This window comes from Proteiniphilum propionicum, assembly GCF_022267555.1.
Taxonomy (GTDB): domain Bacteria; phylum Bacteroidota; class Bacteroidia; order Bacteroidales; family Dysgonomonadaceae; genus Proteiniphilum; species Proteiniphilum propionicum.
Map to the genome: position 1 here is coordinate 2,296,593 of NZ_CP073586.1, position 22,293 is coordinate 2,318,885.

Sequence of the window (22,293 nt, forward strand, 5' to 3'; positions counted from 1 at the left end):
ATGGTCAGGCTTGTCGTCTGGTATTCCTAAGATGGAAAAAAACCAAAACTGTTCTTCTCTACCGATCCTAAGATGAGCGGGAAGGATGTCATAGAGTATTACCGCACCCGTTTTCAAATCGAGTTTTGCTTTTATGGGAAGCAAATCGTTATGGGAAGTAGAAGTATTGTTTACACTCTACATAGTTGATTTTCCAGAATGTTTTCAATCAACTTCACATAATTACTGTCCATAATATTATATTTGAGGCAAGGCATAAGCCCCAACTTAATATCATTGTTTATGGAAGAAAAAGTAACTATCTATGAGTTGATTGACAGATGCATCGCTTATTTCAGAGACCATTGTTACACTGAACAGCGGATCAGCAGGTACAGGAGTCTTTGGCGAGCCTGCATCCTTCGTTTCATGTCCGACAAGGGCATCAAGTATTATTCTCCATCTGTTGGAGAAGAGTTTGTAACCACGTGCCATTTCAACGGCAATGTGCGTCATCATGAACGAGAAAAGATACGCAGTGTACAGGTCGTTGATGACATGCTGACCATAGGGCGAATCAGGTTGAGATGTCTCAAGCCGGTACATCATGCTCTACTCGGTGAGATTGGGGGAGAGATGGAGAAACTCATCACCCATCTAACGAACCTGCGCCGCAGTGAGACTACGCTAAAGGATTATCGTTTGTACTTGAGTGAGTTCCTTGCTCATCTCACAGCACATAACGTTCGTTGTGTGAGGGAGATAACAGAATGGCATATACTTGTATTCGTATCGTCGCATCCGACGAACAAGGTAAATATTGTATCTGCACTTCGGGTACTTTTCCGTTTTTGGATGCAGAAGGGAGTGGTAGATGGACACTTTGACGAATTATTTGACACATATAAGGTCAGGCATCCCGAGCGCATTCCCTCGTTCTATGCGAAAGAAGAGATCAGACGTGTTGAGGAATCACTCTCCCGCAGCAGTAATGTTGGCAAACGTGATTATGCAATGGTACTGTTGGCTTCACGTCTTGGATTGAGGGCATCAGATATAGCAAACTTGCAATTTGCCAATCTTGATTGGGATAACAATGTCATCTCACTCAGGATGCAAAAAACGCAAAAGAGTATCGAGTTGCCTTTGATTGCAGATGTCGGCAATGCGATTATCGACTATCTGCGACATGGAAGGCCAAAGTCCGAGTCGCAGCACATATTTTTATCCTGTCGCGCTCCGTTTAGGGCAGCGACCAATCACACAGTATGCTCTGCCATTAATCGTGCAATCTTGAAATCCGGAATCGACACGGGTGGTAAACATCATGGGCCCCATGCCCTACGCCACTCTCTTGCCACCGCAATGCTTGATGCAGGCACACAGATACCGATAGTATCTGAAACGTTGGGACATCGCAGTACGCAGACAACATTGACATATTTGAAAATCGACATTTCATCGCTTCTAAAATGCGCATTGCCTGTAACACCTGTGTCCGATGGCTTCTATATGCAGAGAGGAGGTGCTTTCTATGGCTGAGCAATTCCATTACAACAGTGTGTTGGCTCCGTATATGAACCAACTGATCAGAATAAAAAATTCTGCCGGCATCAGTGCATTGCGCACAAAATGGATACTAAAGGAGTTTGACGATTATGCCAGTGCTTATCGACTTACTGACCCACACATATCCGAGGAGTTCATTACCGAATGGCGCAAAACGCGAAAAGCCGATTGTGACAGGACACTCTATGCAAAATACTCTGTCTGGTCACAGCTCACGACATTAATGTGCCGCAGAGGATGTTCCTGCTTTATACCATGCCTGCCAAAGCAGCCAAAACCGAATTTTGCTCCCACCATCTTTACAGACGAGCAGATAAAGGCCATATTTGATGCGGCAGACAAATACCGATTGTATGACATACGCATGGGAACGGCACTCATATCCATGCCTGCGCTGCTGCGACTGATGTACGCAACCGGCATGCGGGTATCAGAAGCACTTTCCATAAGAAATTCCGATGTGCATCTTGACGAGCATTACATCCTATTGCGCAAGACCAAAAACGGCAGTGAACGGATTTCACCTTTGGGTGATGAAATGACCAAAGTCCTGGCAGAATATATCTCATACCGCAATGCCATGCCATTGGCACATGTCGCAGAAGACAGCGGACTGCTGTTTGTGAAATCCGACGGAACGGGCATCTCTCCCAATGCTGTATATCAGCATTTTAAGAAATTGCTTGTCGAATGTGGCATACCACACAAGGGAAACCACATGGGACCACGGGTGCATGACCAGCGCCACACCTATGCCGTACATGCGCTGGTACAGATGAGCCGCATGGGAATGGACTTGTACGCAAGTTTACCTATCCTCTCTGCAAACCTTGGTCATCATTCGTTATCTGCAACGGAACAATATGTGCATCTCACATGTGCCATGTATCCGGAACTGGAAGAGCAGTGTTCCCCGATTAATGTTTTCGTATATCCGCAAATATGTAAAGCCTATGACTACGACAACTGATTTTGCAAAGCACCTGAGTCGTTTCTTTTCAGACTATCTGACACACCAGCGTAATGTGAGTGCGAACACGATATCGTCATACAGGGATACGTTTGTCCAATATATTGATTACATGAAGAATGAACGTGGCATATCCGTTGACAGACTGTTATTGAAGCATCTCACCCGTGAGAATGTACTCGGTTTTCTTGCATGGCTCATTGATGTTAAAAATGTATCGCCGACCACACGCAACTACCGTCTTGCAGCAATACATTCTTTCTGTTCATATTTGCAATATGCTGTCATTAGTATGATGGATCAGTGGCAGAACATCCTTGTCATCAAAGCAATGAAGAGTGATGCACGTAAACTGAACTACTTATCGGTAGAGGGTGTCAAGTTGCTGTTGGCGCAACCTGATACATCCACGTGGAACGGCAGACGTCATCTTGCCATTCTCTCTCTGATGTATGACACCGCTGCCCGTGTTCAGGAGATTGCAGATCTTACCGTTGACAGCGTCCGCATCAATCATGAACCATATACCATATGTTTGTATGGCAAAGGTCGTAAAGCGAGAATAGTGCCGCTTGTCAAAGAACAGGTTGCGATACTTAGATCGTATATGGAGGAGAACGAATTGAACAACAGCAACTTGGCTGCTTCACCTCTATTCTTCAACAACCGACATGAGAAACTTACGCGTAAGGGCATATCTTACATACTAAAGGCCTATGTCGGTATGGCACGGAAAGAATCACCCGAGCTCATTCCCGAGAACATAAGCTGTCACAGTATACGTCAATATGTAGAGCGCTACAATATGGGGAGTGAAGAATAAAAAGGATTGATATTCTATGATTTATTAATAAAACACTCCCCATATTTATATAGTCAATGCCTACCTGCTTAAATTATTTAGCCACTGCATAAGGTTTTCATCTTCATTCCATTTGGGCATTTCATGTGTATAAAGTTCCTTATAGGATTCTTCTAAAGCTTTACGTTTCATTTCACTATCTGCACGAGCATATACTTCAGTCGTTGAAACATTTGAGTGACCTAGAAAATCCTTGATATATATCAAGTTAATGCCTGATTTCAACATTCCGACGGCTTTAGAATGGCGAAGTACGTGCGGTGTAACAGGAAAATTCACCGTGAATTCAATGTCTTTTCTGGCCATTTCAACATACCGCTTCAATATAAAGGAGATTCCCCACCGCGTTAACGATTGATGTTTTTGATTACAAAATACCGGGATGTCAGATAGTGCTATTCCCCAGGAATATCTTTTATGATCTTCCAGATATCCGGTTAACAGATCCTTTACTCTTCCTAATATCGGTACAAGCCTGGTTTTATTACCTTTCCCATGAAGTGTTATAACGGCTGGAGTATTCAATCTTATATCTTTCATTTTTAGATCTGCAATTTCTTGTACTCTTGCGGCGCTGTCATACATCAGTGTTAATAATACCAAATCTCGTTTTCCTTGTTTTGTCCTAATATCAGGTTGCTGAAAAAGTATCTTTAGTTCATCTTCAGTCAGATAAGGTACGATTGTCTTCGCAGTTTTTCCAGGTAGGATTCCAATAATTCTTTGTACTTCAAACATTCTTTCGGGTAATTCTTTCTGTACGTATTTAAAAAAGCCATGAATGCAAGATAAACGCTGATTTCTTGTCGTAATAGAACATTTACGCTCAGCTTCCAACCAATCCAGATAATTAATAATAAGTTCTTTAGTGAACAATGAGATTGTTATCCGGTCAGGTGCTATTTTCAGCTTTTGTTCACAGAATAAAAGGAAAAGCCGAAAAGTATCCCTGTAAACGGCAATTGTATTGGTACTTAGTTTTTTCTCTCCTGATAAATATGTTGTCATAAAACGAGATAAATACCAGGCAAAATCGTTTGCTTTTTTCATAGATGCCTCCCTTCTGGAATAACATATCCCAACGTAGCTTCCGTCTTGCTTATTATATCCGGATAAAGATCTGCTGTCAAACGAAGATAATATTGTGTCCCCCTAAAATCAGCGTGATCCAAATAAACGCTGAGATAAGGGAAAAGGTTAGTGATATCTTTTCCCTCTAAAACCCATCGTTTCAAGCAATGAATGCAGTATAAATGGCGGAGATCATGGATTCTTGGTCCGTGACCGGAATGCGGGATGCCCGCAATCCACAAGTATTCGCGGAATCTCCGGTATGCAGTACTTCTATCAAGACGTCTGTTTAACGGACTTTTAAAATAATATGTATTCTCATCGCTGAACAGGTGTATTTCTTTGTTTAATATTATACACCTGTTTACCAAACTTGTTGCCATTGGGATTTTCCGGTCTTTATTGTTTTTAGACTGTATTATATTTAATGTTCCGTCAACAGTATCAACATCTTTAAGCTTTAGGTTGAGCGCTTCCGACAATCGTAAACCACAACCATAAATCATACGAAACATTAATCTGTCAATCATGTGACGGTTGCTCAACGGATGTGGAGGGCAATTATCCACCGCCTGAAAAAAAAGGCTGAGTTCCTTTTCGGAAAAAATATATGGTATACAAGTGTGTTATGGAGGAGCCGACTTTACAGGACAGATATAAGAGGAATATCCGATACTGCATAAGTATTGAGCCAATCCTCTTAATATTTTTTCCTTTTTATATCTTGTAGAAGCCTTTTCATAATGTATACCGTAACAAAAGTTATTAACCAACTCATCATTTAACTCATCGCCGTTAAAACCGGTATCAAAACAATACTGATCAAACATTTCCATCATTCTCCCTTCAGTCTCGTATTTAAAGCCCGACATACGCTTCATTAGCAGGTATTACTAAGTTCAAGATAGAAGTGCAAAAGATTTGATTACATTACACTTCTTATCTTAATTGTTTTTTTCCAAAATCCCCTTTCAAAAGTGCTTAAGGGGTTTTGAAAAAAACAATTAGTCAATCAGCAACATAAAAAAATAAAAAAGGAGACCGAAGTCTCCCTAAAATTAACTATTATGTTGCTTATGAAAAAATACAAACAGTTAACTTCAGAACAAAGATATGCTATTTATTTAGGCTTACAAAACGGAACAAGCAAGTCTGAAATAGCCAAGCAGATAAAGGTAAATATTTCTACGGTTTATAGGGAATTAAGCCGTAACAAAAACAAAACTGGAGGCTACTCATGGCGTTTGGCACAAGAGATGGCCCAAGAGCGCAAAGAACGTTTACCGGGCAATAGATCGACATCGGAGTGGATTAAACAGAAAATAATCCGTCTCATTCGCAAAGATTGGTCGCCCAAACAAATCAGCGGATATCTCGCAAAATATGATCAAATATCTATCTCTCACGAGACTATTTATCAATGGATCAGGCAAGATAAGAAATCGGGAGGAAACCTTTACAAGCACTGCCGCCACAAGCTCAAATACAGAAAAAAGACCCGTAGGTTCTGCCACTAACATACCCAACAGAAAAAGTATTCGCCAAAGGCCAAAAGAGGCCGACGGAAGCCGGTTTGGAGATTTTGAAATGGACACCATAATAGGAAACGGACAAAAGGAAATAATACTGACAATGACAGAAAGAAATACAAACTTTATAATGATGAGAAAACTGCCTATGGGCAAAGACTCTAAGCAGGTTTGCAAGGAAGTCATTGCTATGTTGCTGCCTTATAAGGACAAACTGAAAACCATTACAACAGATAACGGATCCGAGTTTGCAGCACACGAACTGATAACAAAAAAGTTGAAAGTACCGGTATATTTCACTGATCCTTATTCATCGTGGCAAAAAGGAGCTGTTGAAAATGCCAATAAATTAATCCGGCAATACATCCCAAAAGGAGCAACATTTAAAGATTATTCTGATGAGAAAGTAAAAGAAATACAGCATAAACTAAACAGAAGACCAAGAGAAAAATTAGACTTTAGCAATCCTAAAATAGAGTTTTACAAAAATTATTACTAAATTGCACTTGCTGGTTGACTCTAGGATTCCTTGATTTGTACAGCAAATTTGCTTTTCCATTTATAATTACTCATGACATACCTCCTCCGGATCAATTATGCAGTTTCGTAGTCCATTCATATCAATTCTCAAATAAAATCTGGTGGTCTGGGTGCTTTGATGCCCAAGTGCCTCGGAGATAACCGGGAGCGGGGTGCCTTTTTCAAGTAAAGCAAGTGCTAATGTACTTCTCAAAGAATGAAGACCATGTTTTTGATCCTGCATTCCTTCAATCTTAGCTTTAACCATATGCCTTGTCAACATTTTATGTAAGCAGTTATGATTTGCAAATCCATCATATGGTGCTCTATGACGAATAAATATAATATCAGAATCAGTTTGAGGCCGTCCATTTTTCAAATAATCGATAATTGCCCATCCGACATCTTCAAGTAACGGCAATTCGAGTCGTTGCTTTGTCTTTTGCATGGTAATGGCAATTAGTTTACGGTTCCAGTTTAAGTCCGGTAGTTTCAATGCACGTATATCACCAACACGTAAACCAAGTCTTGCTACCAGTAAAAGAATTGCATAATCTCTTTTCCCCTTCGGATTCTGGCGATCAATTGATTCGAGTAATTTCTTCACATCAGTTTGTTTCCAGACTGAAGGGATAAATGGGTTGCGTGTAATCTTCATGTGAGGAAGGTGAGTGCATAAATCATGTTCAATAATTCCCTCTTGATAAAGAAACTGGAGATAATTTCGTAATCTGAATACTGTAGAAGCAATATACCTTGAACTAAAATCTTTTTGAGATGACAAAAATTTTAGGATATGTATACTTTCTATTGCGGAAGAAGAGGTAAGCCCCTCTTTTTCCATGAAGACAAGGAACTTATGCAGCGACCAAAATATTGATGCTTCACCCATAGGGGAGTAATTCCTGGCACTACATGCTTTCTTAAATAATTCATAATCTGCTCTGAATACATCGGGGCATTCAATCGGTTTTCTTCCATACATTCGCTTCTTTTTATGCAAACCATGTTCTGTATAATCTGAAAGGACCTTCAAAGCCCTCATGGAAGTTACGAAAGGACGCGTGTTTAAAGGACATTTATCATACAAATCATTTATGATAATGTCGAATTTAAATCGCATAAAATCAATCGCAAGTGCATTGGAATAAGATTCCACATTTTTCCCTTCAATGAATTTTTTCAGATTATTGTAGCAATGGCGGTAGCTACCGATAGTATAAGCAGCATATTTTTGCTGCTTTAGATCTGATAATACACAATCCATGAGCTCATGGATATTCAAATTTTGTTTCATACTAAAAATTTATTTAATAAATAATCAGTATAAATATGGGGAGTGTTTTATTAATAAATCACAGAATGTCAGTCCTTTTTATTCTTCACTCCCCATATTGTAGCGCTCTACATATTGACGGAATTGATGCGAATGAAAATCCAAAGGCATCTCATAACATATTTGATGAGCCGCTTCAGCATATTTTGATAATTGTTTACGGATTGTCTCTTGGGTCAACTTGCAGTTTGGACCTTTATTATTGGAGTAGAATAAGTATCGCGCATCATCATCTGACGGATGATACTTGTGGATATAGGTAGTTAAATTGGAAACTATATTTTTAGGAATGTACTGGCTTCTCCTGACGCTTCCTTTCCCAAGTATCGACACAAAAGGCCTGTCCTTAACGTTTAGATGTAAATCCCGTAGTCGTATTGAAAGGACTTCGTCTATCCGGCATCCCGTAGTGTACATCAGCGACATGAGCACATAATCCCGCATGCCAGTAAATGTTCTTATGTCTGGGATCGAGAGTAATGTTTTCACTGCATTTTTCGACAAACTTTTTACTTGAGGTTTATCGGTTTTGAAAAAAGCGACATCCCTTGAAGATAGGTAAATGGAAGAATATCGCAAATTTCTCCTGGAAATAAATTTCAGGAAAGGCCTTAAACATGAGAGTCTTACATTGCAGCTTTGCGGCTTGATTTTTTCTATCGCATACTGATGCCTTAGTTCTCTTGCATACGCGATGGCTGTATTCTGTTTATACCAACAGGCACGGAACTGGTCTGAAAGCCATTTGTTTCTGTGGTAATTGTCATGCTCATCCGGGAAAAGCACCTTATGCCCGGGTAGCAACTTCTCGATGGAAAAGTCATAAGATTCAAGTAATTCTCTCATGCTATCATGAAGGACAACGAAGTGTTCCACGTGTCCTTTCGTTTGCCTGACTGTAATAACACCGGTCTTAAAGTCGACGTCGCATCGATTTAACATCCGAGCCTCTAATACGCGAAGGCCTGTTGAATAAAGTAAACGAAAGATAACCGGCACAACTTTCTTCCTTAGACGTTGGGATAGAGAGTTGTTAGCAGTAAGTCCATCGCAGTTTTCAAAGAAACATGAAAGTTCTTGTCTTGTAAAATAATGAGGTACAAAAATGTTTCCTACATATGGAGGCTTCGGAGGGATATCTAATGAAGCCGGATTAAGAATACTATTAACGTACCTGAGAAAGGGAAGCACTTTATAAATCCGTGACCGGTAAGTTATATGTTTTTCCTTTGATGAGATGACTTGTCAAATGATGACGGAATATATGTGTCCCTTTTCTACCCCCTTCGGTGCGGACCCCTGCCAGTTTGAATACTTTGTCCATCACGTCATAAATAGATCCGCCTTTAAGTCGACTTGGAGCTCTGTCAGTGGTGAGAAAAAGGCAATATTATTCCACGATATGTAACTGTGACTATAGTCATTTTCCGTCAGATATGCCAAGAGCGCATCACCTTTTTTGTGAATCGTGAAAATACTCATGATCTAAAAATTATATTGATTAGGATCTCAAATATAATCACAATTCTTATTGAGCTAGCATTCTATTAATCTGTAATATAGTATCAGTTTTTGGAGTTATTTCCGAGTTGATATAACCACCGTAATACCAAATTTTGGATTACATATTGCTGTGAGAGGACAGAAAAGTGAGTATTCCATGAACTGTGTAAATAGGTAATCTGGAGGGTTGAACTTCGGAGTTTAACCCTCCAGAAATTTTTATTTACTTACCACTTCAACAGTTATGAGAAAAGAAGAATTATTTTAACGATGATTTTTTTAAACAATTCAAGAGCGGGAGGGAGCTCGAGAGTTTCCTTTCCGGGTTACACAAACGAGGTATCGAGCAAATGCTCGAGGGTGAGCTTGATCATCACCCAGGTTACGATAAACACGCCAAAAGTGGCCATTCTAACGTCCGTAACGGATACGGGAGCAAAACGATAAAGACCGATTTCGGTGAAGCCCGCATTAACGTTCCCCGGGATCGGGACAGCAGCTTCGAGCCCGCTATTGTGCCAAAGCGAAAGAGCCTGTCGGAGGGGATCGGGTCCCTGGTGGTCTCCTTGTACGCCAAGGGAATGAGTAATGCCAACATCGAGAAGCAACTCCACGAAATATACGACTTCAGGCTTTCCACGAGCGCTATATCCAGGATAACTGACCGCATGACGGAAGATATCATAGCCTTGCTAAACCGTCCCCTGGAAGAAGTCTATATGATCGTATGGATGGACGGAATCGTTTTTAAGGTACGCGAGAATTCCAAGGTGGTCAACAAGACCGTTTACATTGCCGTGGGGACCCGTCGGGATGGCAATAAAGAAGTATCGGGCCTCTGGCTCGGTAAGAATGAAAGTGCCTCTTTTTGGATGAGCGTTCTAACGGATATGAAAGTCCGTGGCGTCAAGGATATCCTGATCACGGCCACCGACAACCTGAACGGTTTCACCGACACCATACAAAACGTGTTTCCATACTCCAGGACACAAATATGCGTAGTTCACCAGATACTGAACGTGTGCAGGTAGGTGGTCTGTAAAGATAAGAAGGAGTTCACCGCTGACATTAAACAGATATACGATGCTCCCACCAGGGAGGCAGCGGAAGCGGCGTTGAGCGATTTTGCCAGTAAATGGGAAAGCAAATACGCGTTTGCCGTCAAATCCTGGAGGGACAACAGGGAGGAACTGACCGTGTTTTTTGATTTCCCGGTGGAAATCAGGCGCATTATTTATACTACCAACCTGATCGAGAAACTGAATGGGAAGATTAGAAAGTACACGAAAAATAAACTTTCATTCCCTACCGGTGAGGTGGTCATGAAGTCTGTATACCTGGCCGTTAGAGAAGCGACTAAGAGATGGACAATGCCGGTGAGGAACTGGGGGATAATTTTAAACCAATTTTTATTTATCTTTGCAGATAGCGTTAAACTCTAAGGCAAAACCCTTATATTACTACTTACACACTTATCGGGATAGTATCTTTTTCTGATACATTTTTGGTATAAATTGATACGGAAATTTTAACCAATTCGGATGAAAGGCAGTTATTTTGAATCCTAATCATCTATTTCGAATCATTCAATCGTATGTACAAAAATATTTTGCTGATATATCTTTTGTTTTTATTCTGTTTATATGCATGTTTGCAAGGTGCCTCAAAAAAAAACATAATTCCTACACCCCTCATCAATGAGCTTCGTGCACCTGCCTACCCCCTGGTAACAGTAGATCCCTATTTTAATGCCTGGTCTAACACGGATAGGTTGTATGATGATCAGCTCCGACACTGTACTGATAAGGAGTTCTCGTTGTTGGGAGCCTTAAGGGTGTATGGTGATATATACCGGTTCATGGGAAAAGAGGTGCTTCCGTTGAAACCTATTCTTCCTTCAGTTCAGGAAGAAAAATGGGAAGTCAAATATACTTTTCATCAACCGTTGGGCAATTCCTGGAAAAGCATTTCATTCGATGACACATCCTGGCATACAGGAAAATCGGCTTTTGATATACCAAATGAACCTCACCTCTCCACTCTTTGGCAAACAAAAGATATCTGGGTGAGACGTACGTTTACTCTGGGTGAGGATCTGAACGGTAAAGTTATTTACCTTCAGTATTCACATGACGATGTCTTTGAGCTGTATATCAACGGGATCCAGCTTGTAGAAACAGGTTATTCCTGGAAATATAATGTATTTACAGAGTTACCGGAAGAAGTGAAAGCTACCCTCAGAAAAGGAGAAAATATCATTGCTGCACATTGTCATAACAGAACTGGCGGTGGATATGTGGACTACGGCCTGTATGAAAGGGAAGAAGACAAGGTGTCATTCTATCGTACGGCAGAACAGAAGTTGGTATACATATTGCCGACCCAGACTGTTTATACGTTCGACTACGGACCCGCAGAGAAGGATGTTATTTTTACCATCCCTTTGCTGCTGGACGATCTGACACTTATCTCGCGACCGGTTAGCTATATCACTTATCTGGTGAGATCGAAAGACGAAATGTCACACGAGTCACAGATTTATTTTGAAACAACCTCTCAATGGACGGTACATGATGATAGCCAACCGGTTTCTTTCGAGAAAATTGAAAGGGATGGAAGATGCTTTCTCAAAATAGGAACCGTTGCTCAACCCCTCCTTCAGAGGAAAGGAGACTATGTGCTGATCGACTGGGGCTATTTTTATCTGACCAGTCCAATTAATGATGGTGCAACCCTGAATTTTGGGAACAATTGGGATACCAGAAAGACTTTTTACACAACAGGCACTATCCCCGGCATGATTCCGGAAGAACTTTTTGGAAACATGCCAAAAGAGAAGACAGTACTCGCTTACAGTCGTGATTTGGGTAAAGTGACACCGGAGAAGAGAGGCGGCTACATAATGCTTGGTTATGATGATATTTACTCCATACAGTATTTTGATAAAAACCTGAAAGGTTACTGGACTATCGATGGTACCGTAGATATTTACCAGACGTTTAAAAGTGCAGAGGCCGACTATGCGTCAATCATGAAGCGTTGTGATGATTTTAACCGGACTCTGATGGCCGACGCCGAAAAAGCAGGAGGTAAAAAGTATGCAGAACTGACCTATTTGGCTTATCGCCAGACAATTGCAGCCCATAAGCTGGTGAGAGATGAGAATGGAACGCTCCTATTTTTGTCGAAAGAGAACAACAGCAACGGTTCCATCGGCACTGTGGATATATCTTACCCTTCCTCTCCTTTATTTTTAATCTATAATCCTGAGTTGGCAAAAGGACTGATCAACCATATTTTCCATTATAGCGAAAGCGGTAGGTGGACCAAACCTTTTGCGGCACACGATGTTGGTACATATCCAATTGCCAACGAACAGACTTACGGCGGAGATATGCCCATAGAGGAATCGGGAAATATGTTGATTTTGACGGCTGCCATTGCCGAAATGGAAGGGAATACCGACTATGCAGCACAACACTGGAAAGTATTGACCACCTGGGCCGATTACCTGGTTAAAGAGGGATTGGATCCCGATAATCAGCTTTGTACTGATGATTTAGTGGAACACTTTGCCCACAATGCTAACCTTTATGTAAAGGCAACATTGGGAGTTGCTTCCTATGGAAAGCTGGCATCAGCGTTAGGGAAAACCGAAGTGGTGGAGAAATACCTGAGTATTGCCGCCGAGATGGCTGTTGTATGGGAGAAGATGGCGCGTGACAACGATCATTATAAACTTGCCTTCGACAAGCCAGATACCTGGAGCCAGAAATATAATCTGATATGGTATAGATTACTAGGCCTTAATCTCTTTGACCCTGAAATTGTCCGTAAAGAGATGACCTACTACCTTGGAAGACAAAATTAATATGGCCTGCCTTTAGACAATCGTGCCACCTATACCAAATCAGACTGGATCATCTGGACAGCAACCCTCACGGGTGTCAAAAGCGATTTTGAAGCATTGTTGGATCCCCTCTATAAATATATGAACGAAACCCCTTCCTGGGTGCCGATAAGCGACTGGCATGATACAGTAACTGCAGAAAGAATGAACTTCAAAGCCCGCTCCGTGGTCGGGGGATATTTGATGAAGTTGCTGTAGGAGAAACTTAATAGGAAATAATAATTGAGAGTAATTCAGGTGTTTATACATGTCAACAGATACTCCATAATGACTTTTTATATTTATTGAGACGATTATGTTATGATAAACTAAAAGAAGAATGTTCTTTTGTCGGAAGATACAAAATATGAAACACAACAGAAATTAGAAAATCAAATCATGACAACAAGAAGAGAATTTCTCCGGAACGCAGCATTGGCATCTGCTGGATTGGCCATGGGAGGCATATCGACCAAAATGAATGCCGCAAGCTACAACAGGGTGGTGGGTGCCAATAAGAAAGTGAACCTGGCCCATATTGGAATTGGAAACAGGGGATGGGAGATCATCAACGATTTCGACAAGACAGGACTGGCCAACGTGGTTGCCCTGTGCGATGTTGATCTGAGTGCAGAACACACAAAGAAAGCACTTGCCAAATACCCCAACGCGAAACGCTTTCGGGACTTCCGGGAGATGTTCGACAAGATGGGCCACGAGATTGAGGCGGTGGCCATTGCCACGCCCGACTTTGCGCATTTTCCTGCCGTGATGATGGCGATGTCCGAAGGCAAGCATGTATATGTGGAGAAGCCGCTGAGCCGTACCTTCCTGGAGTCGGAACTGATCATGAAGGCAGCCCGGAAGTATCCCGAAGTGGTTACCCAGATGGGAAACCAGGGGCATTCCGAGGCCAACTACTTCCAGTTCAAGGCCTGGAAGGAAGCCGGCATCATCAAGGATGTGACGGCGATCATGGCCCACATGAACAACCCGCGCCGGTGGCACGGCTGGGATCCGGACATCAGGAAGTTTCCCGCGGCGGAACCGGTTCCCGCAACACTGGACTGGGATACCTGGCTGATGGCGCGCGACCATCATGATTTCAACAAGGATTTCCACTACGGGCAGTGGCGCTGCTGGTATGATTTCGGCATGGGGGCGCTGGGCGACTGGGGCGCACATATCATTGATACGGCCCACGAGTTCCTGGAACTCGGTTTGCCGGAGGAGGTAACCCCCCTGCGCCTGAGCGGACATAACGACTACTTCTTCCCGATGTCGAGCACCATTGAATTCAAATTTCCGCAGCGGGGCAATATGCCGCCGGTGGTGATCACCTGGTACGACGGGGTGGATAATATTCCTGCCGTACCGGATGGGTACGGCGTGTCGGAGATCGATCCCAATATCCCGACTGTGGCGGGTGGAAAGATCCAGCCTGCGAAGCTGAATCCCGGGAAGGAGATCTACAGCAAGGAACTCACCTTCAAAGGAGGCTCGCACGGCAGCACGCTGAGTATTATCCCCGGTGAGAAGGCGAAAGAGATGGAGAAGAAGCTTCCGGAAGTGCCGGAGAGTCCTTCCAACCACTTCGCCAACTTCCTGCTGGCTTGCCGGGGCAAAGAAAAAACTCGCTCCCCGTTTGAAATATCGGCACCGTTGAGTCAGGTGTTCTGCCTGGGTGTGGCGGCACAGCGGCTGAACCGTAAGATTGTGTTCGACAGGGAGACCAAACGAGTGACCAACGACGCCTTTGCGGATGCCTTCCTCACGGGTGAACCGCCCAGAAAAGGCTGGGAAGATTTTTATAAGATTTAAATCACATCAATACAAATAATTATGATACGAAAAACAATAATAACACTTTTAATAGCAATAGCAACATTGTCATTATGGGCACAGGAAAAGCCCAACACCCTATCCGAAAGTGAGAAAAATGGAGGGTGGCAGCTGCTCTGGGATGGTAAAACCACCGAAGGGTGGAGAGGCGCCAAACTGGATCATTTCCCGACAAAGGGATGGTCTATTCAGAATGGAATTTTGAAAGTACATAAGAGCGGAGGAGCCGAATCTTCCAATGGTGGCGACATTGTCACAACCCGGGCTTACAAGAATTTTATTTTGAAAGTAGACTTCAAAATTACCGAGGGTGCCAACAGCGGTATCAAGTATTTTGTGGATACAAATCTGAACAAGGGACAGGGATCGGCCATTGGATGTGAATTCCAAATACTTGATGACATGAAGCACCCGGATGCAAAACTGGGGGTTAAAGGGAACAGAACGCTGGGATCGCTCTACGACCTTATACCGGCTCCGGAAGAAAAACCGTATCGTAGTGGAGATTTCAATACGGCCGTGGTGATTGTAAATGGAAATCATGTACAACACTGGCTTAACGGCATTAAGATTATCGAATACCAACGCAATAGCCAAATGTGGCAAGCATTGGTAAATTACAGCAAATACAAAAACTGGCCGAATTTTGGCAATGCCGAGGAAGGATTGATACTCCTGCAGGATCATGGAGATGAAGTGTGGTTCCGGAACATCAAAATAAAAGAACTTGAATGAATTAAAATAATATATGATGTGTAAAAAAATAATTTTCTTATTGTGTTTTCTCCCTTTCTATTTATTATCGGCTCAAACAAATGAGTTGAAGAAATTTCCGAAGGGCTGTAGTCCAAAACAAGTCGGTAATCGTTTGGCATATAATTTTGTAAATGCCCGGCATGATCTGTATGCAGGTAGATATATCCACTATGCCGAAGTATGTACCTGGAACGGAGCTCTTGATTATGCACTGAAAACAAACGACAGAGAACTTATTAAACAATTACAAAATAGATTCGAACCTTTTTTCACACGCGAAAAAGTATTGTTACCTCCTATGAATCACGTAGACTACAATATGTTTGGTAGTCTTGCACTCAAACTCTATCAAATTACCAATGACAAAAGGTATCTGGAGATAGGACTGGCTTATGCCGATAGTCAATGGGAAGTGCCGGTGAATGCAAAACCGGAAGAAAAGGACTGGGCCGAAAAAGGATATTCCTGGCAGACTCGTATGTGGATTGATGATATGTATATGATTACCGTTATACAAAATGAAGCATATAAAGTTACAGGTGACCCAAAGTATATTGACCGGGCTGCAAAGGAAATGGTTCTTTACCTCGATGAGTTACAGCGTCCCAGCGGCCTTTTCTATCACGCACCCGATGTCCCTTATTACTGGGCTCGAGGAGACGGATGGATGGCGGTTGGTATGGCCGATTTACTACGTGAACTTCCCAAAAATCACAAGAACTATGTGCGTATTATGGAAGGTTATCAGGTTATGATGAAGAGTTTGAAGAATCATCAAAGACCAGACGGCATGTGGAATCAACTGATTGATGAACCGGATTTCTGGCCGGAAACTTCCGGTACAGCCATGTTCACCTACGCCTTTATCATTGGTGTTCAACAGGGATGGTTAAATGCTTCAGAATATGGTTCTGCCGCACGTAAGGCATGGTTGGCAATGGTTCCCTTCATTGATGAGCGAAATAATGTGACAGAAGTTTGTGTAGGTACTGGTAAAAAGAATGATAAACAATATTATTATGATCGTCCACGTCTAGCCGGTGATTTTCACGGACAAGCACCGTATCTATGGTGTGCTGCAGCCTTATTAAGAAAATGAATTAATTGTTTTTTATAAAGACCATTTAAATTAAAAAAATTGTAATCGAATGAGCAAAAAAATCTTGAGCGGGTGTACACTTCTCTATTTATTTTTAGTTTCAAATCTGTATGCCAGTATCGGTTCAAATATTGAAACTCTTGCAGTGAAAATAGAGAGTCACGACCTTACAGAATTTCCAAAAGGAGCCGATCCAAAAGAGATCGGAATAAAACTTACTGAGCGATATATCAGAACTATCGATACGCAGGCTCCCCGCGTAAATTATCCATATGTCTGTACATGGTTGGGAGCGTTCCGGTTTACAAAAACTATCGGAGATGATAATTTATTCAATCGATTATTAGAGAGATATAATAATATCTTCTTCAATACGGGTTCGGATAATCTTGTCCCTCCTGCAAATCATGTGGACAACAACGTCTTCGGATCCGTTCCTCTGGAAATTTATAAAACAATGAAGGAAGATAAATATCTTAAAATGGGATTGAAATATAGTGATTTGCAATGGGAGTTACCGAATGATCCCCGAATGTCGGAGATAAAATGGCATGACCAAGGTTATTCCTGGCAGACACGTATATGGATTGACGATATGTATATGATTACAACGATACAATCCCAAGCTTATGTGGTGACGAATGAACGAAAATATATCGAGCGAACTGCCAGGGAAATGATACTGTATCTCGACGAGATACAGCGTCCCAACGGACTATTCTACCATACACCTGATGTGCCTTTTTTTTGGGGAAGAGGAAATGGTTGGATGGCTGTCGGCATGGCAGATTTATTGAAAGTGTTACCTCAAGACAATCCAGGCAGGGAGAGAATTGAAAAGGCTTATAAACTGATGATGAAAACCTTGTTGAATTACCAGGCTGAAGATGGTATGTGGAGACAGCTCGTAGATGATAAAACCTCTTGGAAAGAGACATCTGCTTCTGCGATGTTTACATATGCTATGATCGTGGGCGTAAAGAACGGTTGGTTGGATGAAGTCACTTATGGTACCGCTGCCCGTAAGGCATGGCTTGCCCTTTTGACTTATCTGAACGATGATGACAATTTAAGGAATGTCTGTGAAGGAACCAATGCATACAATGATTACCAGTATTATATCAATCGTCGGCAGAATACCGGTGACTTACATGGACAAGCTCCTCTTTTGTGGTGCGCAGACGCGCTTCTTCATAAATGACAAATAATTGTTTAGAATATCAATATGAAGTTTTTTTTGATCCTTTTATATAGCCTGTTTTGTTTTATAAGCATGTCCGCCAATGACCTTCAAGTGAAAGAAGGTAACGGTGGAGATGGAATGCAAAATATTTTACCGGAGTGGGCCTTGGGTGGGTTTGTACGACCTGCCGGGGCGAATCCGGTAATCCGACCGATCACGAGTACCAAGTTCTATTGTCCAATGCAAAAGCAAGTAGTTAATTGGGAAGAGAGCGACACCTTTAACCCTGCAGCGGTTGTAAAAGGAGATAATATCTACGTTATTTACCGGGCAGAGGATAATTCAGGTACAGGGATAGGCAAACGTACATCTCGTCTTGGATTGGCAGAGAGCCCTGATGGTATCACCATGTGTCGGAGACAAGTACCCGTGATGTATCCCGATGAGGATTATATGAAAAAATACGAATGGCCCGGGGGATGTGAAGATCCGCGTGTGGCAGTAACAGAAGATGGGCTCTACGTCATGACTTACACTTCATGGAATAGAGAGAAGGCCCGATTATGTGTCGCTACTTCCAGGGATTTGATTACATGGAAGAAGCATGGTCCAGCATTTGAAGATGCCTATGAGGGCCGTTTTCTGAACATCCATTGTAAGGCCGGATCCATTGTAACGGAGATAAAAAACAACAAACAGGTTATCTCCAAAATAGGAAATGTCTATTTCATGTATTGGGGCGAACATAGGATCTGGGCGGCTACTTCTGAAAATCTTACCGACTGGAAACCAATTTTGGATGAGAATGGAGAATTAAGAACAGTGATTGCGCCCCGTAGAGGATATTTCGATAGTGCCTTAACTGAATGTGGCCCTCCGGCTATCAAGACCAATAAAGGTATTTTATTGCTATACAATGGAAAAAATCAAAATCATGATGATCGCCGTGATCGTCGATTCACTGCCGGGACATACAGTGCCGGACAGGTTTTAATGGATTTAGACGATCCCTTGAAAGTGATTGAAAGGTTAGATGTCCCTTTCTTCCGCCCCTTGGAAGACTTTGAGAAAAGCGGGCAATATGTGGATGGAACCGTTTTTATTGAAGGATTGGTTTATTTCAAGAGAAAATGGTATTTATATTATGGATGTGCCGATTCTCAGGTAAGCGTGGCTATTTACGATCCCGAGAAAGATACACCTGGTGATATCCTCCCACAATCTCTATAATATACATTGCGGAAAAACCTTGGATTACCCCTATAATCAGATAGCAAGAACAATGAAAATAAAAGTATTACTTTTTTTAGTTATAACTCTATTCTACACAAGACTATCATACGGACAGGAAGCTAAGACTGAACGGGTGTATAATGCCGTACTTTCCTCTCGCGATGGACATGAAGGCCAATTTGTCTGGAAGATGAAAAAAGCAGATGAATTAGTGGGAAAAACCGAAGATGTATCTACCTCCAGGATATCTACGAATGACTGGATGTCGGCCATTGTGCCGGGCACCGTACTTAATTCATTGGTGTATAACGGAGTTTACCCTGAACCCTATTATGGTTTGAATAATAAACTAGCATCGAATCTTATCCCCGATCTCCAACATGCTGGTCGTGATTTTTATACGTATTGGTTCAGAACGGAGTTTGAAGCACCATCTGAAAATTTCAAGAACAGGAAAACATGGTTACAGGTCGATGGAATAAATTACCGCGCAGAGATATGGTTGAATGGGAGTATGGTGGGAAATATGGCAGGAATGTTCTATCAGGAGCATCTTGATATCTCCGATTATCTCGTTTTTGACAAAACGAACATACTGGCAGTAAAAGTTTATCCGGTAGATGTGCCGGGTACGGTGAGACCAAAGGGTGGAAAAGCGATTGGCGCATTGAATAATGAATTTCAGAACGGAGGTAACGGTGAAATCGGGAAAAATGTAACCCAACTGATGACCGTGGGATGGGATTTTACTTTTCTGGATGGTATCAGGGACCGTAATACCGGGATATGGAAAGAGATCTCCATATATACCACGGGAGATGTAACCCTTCGTCATCCATTTGTGAAGTCCGACCTGTCTAAGCCCGGCTATAACCTGTCAAGACAAACAATCTCCGTAGAGCTAATCAATCCGAACAATAACTGGAAAACTCATGATCTCATCATAGAAGGTGAAATTTTAGGAGAGAACATTGTTTTTGAGAAGCAAGTGCGATTAATCAGGGGACAGCAACAAGAGGTGCTTTTTACCCCTGACGAGTATCCTCAGTTAATCATCGAAGACCCCCGTTTATGGTGGCCGATAAACAAAGGTGAACAGGAGCTGTATGATCTTTCCTTGAGAGTAAAAGATAAGTCGGGAAATACATTGGATTCCATTTTTACCCGATTTGGTATAAGGGAGATAATATCCAATACCGATACGCCTGACAGGTCACGTACTTTTTATGTAAATGGTAAACCCATTTTCATTAAAGGAACCAATTGGCTTCCTGAGAATATGCTTCGGAATTCAAATGAACGTACCTATGCCGAGTTGCGCTATACGGCACAAGCAGGCATCAATATGATTCGATTCTGGGGTGGCGGAATCACCGAGTCCGATTATTTTTTTCAGTTGTGCGATGAGATGGGTATCATGGTGTGGACAGAGTTTTGGATGACCGGAGATACAAAACATCCGGCAAATAAAAATATCTATTATAACAATGTCACTTCCACTGTGAAGCGTATCCGTAACCACCCCTCTTTGGCTTATTATGTTTCATCCAACGAATCGACAGAAATGGCCGAAACGGAAAATCTAATTCACAAGCTGGATGGAACACGGGGATACCAGATGCAGTCGGAATGTTGTGGAGTACATGATGGGAGTCCATACAAACAAGTGAACATTATGCGGCATTATGAAAATACAGCTTCTGACAGAGGCAGTCGCATAGATGGCTTTAATCCCGAGTATGGGGCGCCATCTTTGCCTACAGTGGAATGTTTGCGTGAAATGATGGATGAAAAGGATCTTTGGCCAATCAACAAGGAGGTATGGGATTATTCCGATGGAAATGGCTTTCACCTCATGACATCACTCTATACCGATATGGTGAATGAATATGGTCTATCCGATAATATTGAAGAGTTTGCTGAGAAAGGACAGTTTGTTGGGGCGTTCAATTATAAAAGCATTTGGGAAGTCTGGAATTATAATAAATTGAAATATGGTGACCGTTATGCTTCCGGGTTCTTATTCTGGTATCACAATCCTCCTATTCGCCAGGTCTGCGCCCGTATGTGGGATTGGTCGCTGGAGCCAACAGCTGCTTTATATGCAACGCAGAATGCCTGCGAACCCTTGCATCCCCAGTTCGATTATCTTAAAAACAGTGTTTCTGTAGTGAATGATTATTACCGGGCTTATCATAACTATAAGGTAACGGCCGATCTGTATGATCTGAATTCAAAGAAAATACTCTCTAAAGAAGCACACATAAACATTCCCGAATCCGGAGTATGTGAGGACGTTTTCCAGATTGATTTTCCATCAGATATATCCAGTGTTCATTTCATTAAATTAAGATTGTTGGATGATAAAGGAAATGAAGTAGGAAGTAACTTCTATTGGCGTTCAAAGAGTAAATACGATGGGAAAAATACTTTGTCCGGGCCTACTACTGCCGGTTTTCAGGACCTTTCCAAACTGAAGCAATCCAAACTGGATGTTAATTATGCAACAAGAGAAGAAAATAATAGTTATTTTGTGGAAATTGAGATTAACAATAGTTCTGGCTCTATTGCTTTTTTTACACAGCTTCAATTACTTGATGAGGAGGATATACCCATTCGTCCTTCTTTTTATACAGATAATTTTTTCTCCTTACTTCCAGGTGAAAAAAAGACCGTTACAATAGAAACAGACAAAAAGAGATTACCTGAAAAACGGTATTTGATAGTAAAAGGTTGGAATATCAAAAAACAGACTCATTCTTTGGATTAGTCCCATCTCGTTTAGAGGTGCACAGTCAATGCATCCTATTTTTTTGTTTTGATTGAAGAGAATAAACTTTATTGTAAAGCGTTAGATGCCATTCATTTATTGCTTTAAAGTGAAAATTGATAAATAAGTGTTATTTTATGAGATGAATGTTTCATTAAAATACGCCTTTTTATTTTTACTTTG

13 protein-coding genes and 4 pseudogenes are annotated in these 22,293 nt (G+C 41.8%); 12 read left to right on the plus strand and 5 right to left on the minus strand.

The genetic code is table 11. The features are described 5' to 3' along the window. Positions 1-282: 282 nt before the first annotated feature. The 3 genes from KDN43_RS09345 to KDN43_RS09355 are packed head-to-tail and all read left to right on the plus strand — an operon-like array spanning position 283 to position 3,341. Positions 283-1,521 (plus strand): tyrosine-type recombinase/integrase, encoded by a 1,239-nt coding sequence (locus KDN43_RS09345; protein ID WP_238841706.1) that lies wholly within the window; start codon positions 283-285, stop codon positions 1,519-1,521. Continuing rightward, on the plus strand, positions 1,481-2,518 hold the full coding sequence (locus KDN43_RS09350) for a tyrosine-type recombinase/integrase (RefSeq protein WP_238841707.1): 1,038 nt from the start codon (positions 1,481-1,483) through the stop codon (positions 2,516-2,518). Before KDN43_RS09345 ends, KDN43_RS09350 begins: the two co-directional genes overlap by 41 nt. Continuing rightward, positions 2,502-3,341 (plus strand): tyrosine-type recombinase/integrase, encoded by an 840-nt coding sequence (locus KDN43_RS09355; RefSeq protein WP_238865608.1) that lies wholly within the window; start codon positions 2,502-2,504, stop codon positions 3,339-3,341. The genes KDN43_RS09350 and KDN43_RS09355 overlap by 17 nt, the downstream gene beginning before the upstream one ends. Before the next feature lie 60 nt (positions 3,342-3,401). On the opposite strand, the gene KDN43_RS09360 is transcribed toward KDN43_RS09355, so the two are convergent. The 3 genes from KDN43_RS09360 to KDN43_RS09370 are packed head-to-tail and all read right to left on the minus strand — an operon-like array spanning position 3,402 to position 5,332. Further along, positions 3,402-4,430 (minus strand): tyrosine-type recombinase/integrase, encoded by a 1,029-nt coding sequence (locus KDN43_RS09360; protein WP_238865609.1) that lies wholly within the window; start codon positions 4,428-4,430, stop codon positions 3,402-3,404. Beyond that, entirely contained in the window at positions 4,427-5,068 is a 642-nt protein-coding gene (locus tag KDN43_RS09365) for a tyrosine-type recombinase/integrase (RefSeq protein WP_327065930.1), read from the minus strand. The genes KDN43_RS09360 and KDN43_RS09365 overlap by 4 nt, the downstream gene beginning before the upstream one ends. Positions 5,069-5,077: 9 nt before the next feature. Then, positions 5,078-5,332 (minus strand): hypothetical protein, encoded by a 255-nt coding sequence (locus KDN43_RS09370; protein ID WP_238865613.1) that lies wholly within the window; start codon positions 5,330-5,332, stop codon positions 5,078-5,080. A gap of 195 nt (positions 5,333-5,527) precedes the next feature. Between KDN43_RS09370 and KDN43_RS09375 the strand changes: the two are divergent. Continuing rightward, a pseudogene (locus KDN43_RS09375) lies at positions 5,528-6,479 on the plus strand (IS30 family transposase). A 66-nt stretch (positions 6,480-6,545) separates the two neighbouring features. On the opposite strand, the gene KDN43_RS09380 reads toward KDN43_RS09375, so the two are convergent. Further along, positions 6,546-7,796, minus strand: coding sequence for a site-specific integrase (locus tag KDN43_RS09380; RefSeq protein ID WP_238865615.1), 1,251 nt, complete (start codon positions 7,794-7,796; stop codon positions 6,546-6,548). 78 nt (positions 7,797-7,874) lie between these two features. Next, positions 7,875-9,026: a tyrosine-type recombinase/integrase gene (locus KDN43_RS09385; RefSeq protein ID WP_238865617.1), complete on the minus strand. Its 1,152-nt coding sequence runs from the start codon at positions 9,024-9,026 to the stop codon at positions 7,875-7,877. Positions 9,027-9,598: 572 nt separating this feature from the next. On the opposite strand from KDN43_RS09385, the pseudogene KDN43_RS09390 reads away from it, so the two are divergent. The 8 genes and pseudogenes from KDN43_RS09390 to KDN43_RS09425 all read left to right on the plus strand — a co-directional run. Continuing rightward, a pseudogene (locus KDN43_RS09390) lies at positions 9,599-10,780 on the plus strand (IS256 family transposase); the annotation flags it as partial. Between the two features lie 152 nt (positions 10,781-10,932). After that, positions 10,933-13,446, plus strand: a pseudogene (locus KDN43_RS09395) (glutaminase domain-containing protein). Between the two features lie 180 nt (positions 13,447-13,626). Further along, positions 13,627-15,048: a Gfo/Idh/MocA family oxidoreductase gene (locus tag KDN43_RS09400; protein WP_238865619.1), complete on the plus strand. Its 1,422-nt coding sequence runs from the start codon at positions 13,627-13,629 to the stop codon at positions 15,046-15,048. A gap of 93 nt (positions 15,049-15,141) precedes the next feature. Next, positions 15,142-15,804, plus strand: a pseudogene (locus tag KDN43_RS09405) (3-keto-disaccharide hydrolase); the annotation flags it as partial. A gap of 16 nt (positions 15,805-15,820) precedes the next feature. Further along, positions 15,821-16,924: a glycoside hydrolase family 88/105 protein gene (locus KDN43_RS09410; RefSeq protein WP_238869443.1), complete on the plus strand. Its 1,104-nt coding sequence runs from the start codon at positions 15,821-15,823 to the stop codon at positions 16,922-16,924. Between the two features lie 49 nt (positions 16,925-16,973). Continuing rightward, a complete protein-coding gene (locus KDN43_RS09415) occupies positions 16,974-18,125 on the plus strand; it encodes a glycoside hydrolase family 88/105 protein (RefSeq protein ID WP_238865621.1) in 1,152 nt (383 codons plus the stop codon). A gap of 72 nt (positions 18,126-18,197) precedes the next feature. After that, positions 18,198-19,337, plus strand: a complete 1,140-nt coding sequence (locus KDN43_RS09420) for a glycoside hydrolase family 130 protein (protein ID WP_238865623.1) — start codon at positions 18,198-18,200, stop codon at positions 19,335-19,337. Positions 19,338-19,389: 52 nt separating this feature from the next. Next, positions 19,390-22,110, plus strand: a complete 2,721-nt coding sequence (locus KDN43_RS09425; protein ID WP_238865624.1) for a glycoside hydrolase family 2 protein — start codon at positions 19,390-19,392, stop codon at positions 22,108-22,110. Positions 22,111-22,293: the final 183 nt, after the last annotated feature.

What these genes read in the sequence shown, in the direction of transcription:
- KDN43_RS09420 (WP_238865623.1), top strand. Translation starts at nt 18,198, where the DNA reads ATGTCCGCCAATGACCTTCAAGTGAAAGAAGGTAACGGTGGAGATGGA.
- KDN43_RS09400 (WP_238865619.1), top strand. Translation starts at nt 13,627, where the DNA reads ATGACAACAAGAAGAGAATTTCTCCGGAACGCAGCATTGGCATCTGCT.
- KDN43_RS09370 (WP_238865613.1), bottom strand. Translation starts at nt 5,332, where the DNA reads ATGAAGCGTATGTCGGGCTTTAAATACGAGACTGAAGGGAGAATGATG.
- KDN43_RS09360 (WP_238865609.1), bottom strand. Translation starts at nt 4,430, where the DNA reads ATGAAAAAAGCAAACGATTTTGCCTGGTATTTATCTCGTTTTATGACA.
- KDN43_RS09355 (WP_238865608.1), top strand. Translation starts at nt 2,502, where the DNA reads ATGACTACGACAACTGATTTTGCAAAGCACCTGAGTCGTTTCTTTTCA.
- KDN43_RS09380 (WP_238865615.1), bottom strand. Translation starts at nt 7,796, where the DNA reads ATGAAACAAAATTTGAATATCCATGAGCTCATGGATTGTGTATTATCA.
- KDN43_RS09350 (WP_238841707.1), top strand. Translation starts at nt 1,481, where the DNA reads ATGGCTTCTATATGCAGAGAGGAGGTGCTTTCTATGGCTGAGCAATTC.
- KDN43_RS09345 (WP_238841706.1), top strand. Translation starts at nt 283, where the DNA reads ATGGAAGAAAAAGTAACTATCTATGAGTTGATTGACAGATGCATCGCT.
- KDN43_RS09415 (WP_238865621.1), top strand. Translation starts at nt 16,974, where the DNA reads ATGAGCAAAAAAATCTTGAGCGGGTGTACACTTCTCTATTTATTTTTA.
- KDN43_RS09410 (WP_238869443.1), top strand. Translation starts at nt 15,821, where the DNA reads ATGTGTAAAAAAATAATTTTCTTATTGTGTTTTCTCCCTTTCTATTTA.
- KDN43_RS09425 (WP_238865624.1), top strand. Translation starts at nt 19,390, where the DNA reads ATGAAAATAAAAGTATTACTTTTTTTAGTTATAACTCTATTCTACACA.